Annotated in this window: 3 protein-coding genes and 1 pseudogene; all 4 read left to right on the top strand. The window is 64.9% G+C overall.

What is annotated here, in order from left to right; all coding sequences use genetic code 11:
* A partial coding sequence (locus AC0L2K_RS34325) for an MBL fold metallo-hydrolase (RefSeq protein ID WP_473533575.1) occupies positions 1–815 on the top strand: 815 nt, incomplete at its 5' end.
* 30 nt (positions 816–845) lie between these two features.
* Positions 846–2,453 (top strand): FAD-dependent oxidoreductase, encoded by a 1,608-nt coding sequence (locus AC0L2K_RS34320; RefSeq protein ID WP_473533574.1) that lies wholly within the window; start codon positions 846–848, stop codon positions 2,451–2,453.
* A gap of 16 nt (positions 2,454–2,469) precedes the next feature.
* A complete protein-coding gene (locus tag AC0L2K_RS34315) occupies positions 2,470–2,667 on the top strand; it encodes a DUF2783 domain-containing protein (RefSeq protein WP_152713663.1) in 198 nt (65 codons plus the stop codon).
* A gap of 73 nt (positions 2,668–2,740) precedes the next feature.
* Positions 2,741–2,861: pseudogene (locus AC0L2K_RS34310) on the top strand (VOC family protein); the annotation flags it as partial.

Below are 2,861 nucleotides of genomic sequence, written 5' to 3'. Positions count from 1 at the left end.
TGGTGATCGACGCTCAGGCCACGCCCCGACTGGCCGGCAAGGTGATCGAGAAGGTCAGGACCGTCACCGACAAGCCGATCAACTATGTCGTGCTGACGCATTATCACGCTGTGCGGGTTCTCGGCGCTTCGGCCTATGGCGCGCAGCAGACGATCATGTCGGAGAAGGCGCGCACCATGGTCGCCGAGCGCGGGCAGGAGGACTGGGACTCCGAGTTCGGCCGGTTTCCGCGCCTCTTCCAGGGCCACGAGACGATCCCCGGCCTGACCTGGCCGACGCTGACCTTCAACGACCGGTGTACCCTCTATCTCGGCAAGCGGCGGGTGGACCTTGAATTCCTTGGCCGCGCGCATACGGCAGGCGACATCGTCGCCTTCGTGCCCGACGCCAACGTCATGTTCACCGGCGACATCGTCGAGTACCATTCGGCCTGCTATTGCGGCGACGGCCATTTTGCCGACTGGCCGCGCACGCTGGAGGCGATCCGGTCGTCTGACCTCGATGCGATCGCGCCGGGACGCGGCGACGCGCTGGTTGGCGCGGAGAAGGTCAATGCCGCGCTCGACAACACTGCCGATTTCGTCAGCTCCACCTACCGGCCGGTGGCGCGGGTGGCGCAGGGCGGTGGCTCGCTGAAGGAGGCGTGGGACGCGGCGCGCGCGGCGTGCGATCCGAAATTCGCATCCTACGCTATCTACGAGCACTGCCTGCCCTTCAACGTCGCCCGCGCCTACGACGAGGCGCTCGGCATCGACATGCCGCGCATCTGGACCGCAGAGCGCGACCGACAGATGTGGGCGGAACTTCAGGGCTAGCAGTCCGGACGCGACCCGGCGGGAGGACACATGGCAAAGATCTTCGAGACGCCGCTTTATCCCTACAGGCGCTCCCCTGATCAGGACGCAATCGCGCCAGTGCGCCGTCCGGTTGTTGTGGTAGGCGCCGGGCCGGTCGGTCTGGTCTGCGCCATCGATCTCGCCCGCCAGGACATTCCCGTGGTGGTGCTGGATGAGAATGACAAGGTCAGCTTCGGCTCGCGCGCGATCTGCTTCGCCAAGCGGCCGCTGGAGATCCTGGACCGGCTGGGCTGCGGCGAGCCGATGGTGGAAAAGGGCATCGTCTGGAACGTCGGCAAGGTGTTCTTCGGGAACCGCCGGGTCTACGAGTTCAACCTGCTGCCGGAGGCCGGCCACAGGCGGCCGGCCTTCATCAACCTGCAGCAGTACCATTTCGAAAAATTCCTCGTCGACCGCGTGTGCGAACTGGAGGCGGAAGGCAGGCCGATCGAAATCCGCGGCAATAACAAGGTCACGGCGGTCGAACAGGATCGCGACGGGGTGATGCTCTCCATCGACACGCCGGAAGGCCCTTACCGCCTGCGTGCCGACTGGCTGGTCGCCTGCGACGGCGCCAACTCGCCGATCCGTGCGATGATGGGGCTCGACTTCATCGGCCGCGTGTTCGAGGACAATTTCCTCATTGCCGACGTAGTCATGGACGCCGAGTTTCCGACCGAGCGCTGGTTCTGGTTCGACCCGCCCTTCAACCGCAGCCAATCGGCGTTATTGCATAAGCAGCCCGACGGCGTCTGGCGCATCGACCTCCAGCTCGGTTGGAACATCGAGAAGGAGCGGGAAAAGCAGCCGGAGAACCTCATCCCGCGGCTCAAGGCAATGCTGGGCGAGGACGCCAAATTCACACTCGAATGGGTGTCGATCTACACCTTCCAGTGCCGGCGCATGGAGAGTTTCCGCCACGGCCGGGTGCTGTTCGCGGGCGACTCGGCGCATCAGGTCTCGCCGTTTGGCGCGCGCGGCGCCAATTCCGGCCTGCAGGATGCTGACAACCTGGTGTGGAAGCTGAAGCTTGTAATGGACGGCAGGGCGCCCGAAAGCCTGCTCGACAGCTACGATACCGAGCGTATCCATGGCGCCGACGAGAACATCCTCAACTCCAGCCGGTCGACTGACTTCATCACGCCGAAGTCGGGGATGAGCCGGATTTTTCGCGATGCCGTGCTCGATCTGTCCGAGCACTTCGCCTTCGCGCGGCCGCTGGTCAATTCCGGGCGCCTGTCGGTGCCGTGCACCTATGACGGCTCGCCGCTCAACGGCCCTGACGCGCAGGGGCTGCCGCCGCGCACCCGGCCCGGCTCGCCGGCCGTCGATGCGCCAATAAAGGGCGGCTGGCTGCTCGACCGGCTGGGCGACCGCTTCCAGCTTCTTACCATTGAAGCCGAGGCGCCCGACCTGATCGAAAGCGGCGTCATTGCGGCCGAGCGGCTGGCCCTGTCGGCTGCGGACGATCCGACCGACGCGCTGCGAGAGCGCTATCTCGGCGATGCGGGTTCGGCGGTCTATCTGTTGCGCCCCGACCAGCACGTCGCGGCGCGCTGGACCGCGTTCGACCGCGCGGGGGTAGAAGCCGCGCTTGCGAAGGCCACGGGACGCTGACGGGAGAAAACCGGCGATGACGACACTCAATACGGCTCCGAACATTCCGCAGCCGGACGATTTCTACGCCGAGCTGCTGGCTCTGCACGACGGGCGAAGCAAGGCCGAAAGTGCCGCCATCAATGCGCGGCTGGTTCTGCTTCTGGCCAATCATATCGGGGACGGCCGGGTGTTGAGTGATGCGCTTAGGGCGGCGGCGGACCCACAGCAATAGGAATGATGACAAGGGAGGACGCAGCTCCGGGTGGAAGTGTCCGGAGCAGGGCCAATGCAGAGGAGCCATTCCAATGAAGATCGAGAGAATTCACCACGTCGCCTATCGCTGTAAGGACGCGAAAGAGACCGCCAACTGGTATGTCAACAACTCAACATGGACTTTGTGCTCGCCATCGCCGAAGACCAGGTGCC

The organism is Mesorhizobium sp. WSM4817 (assembly GCF_055811135.1).
The sequence above is the reverse complement of the archived record's forward strand: the minus strand, read 5'-3'. Positions and strand labels throughout refer to the sequence as shown.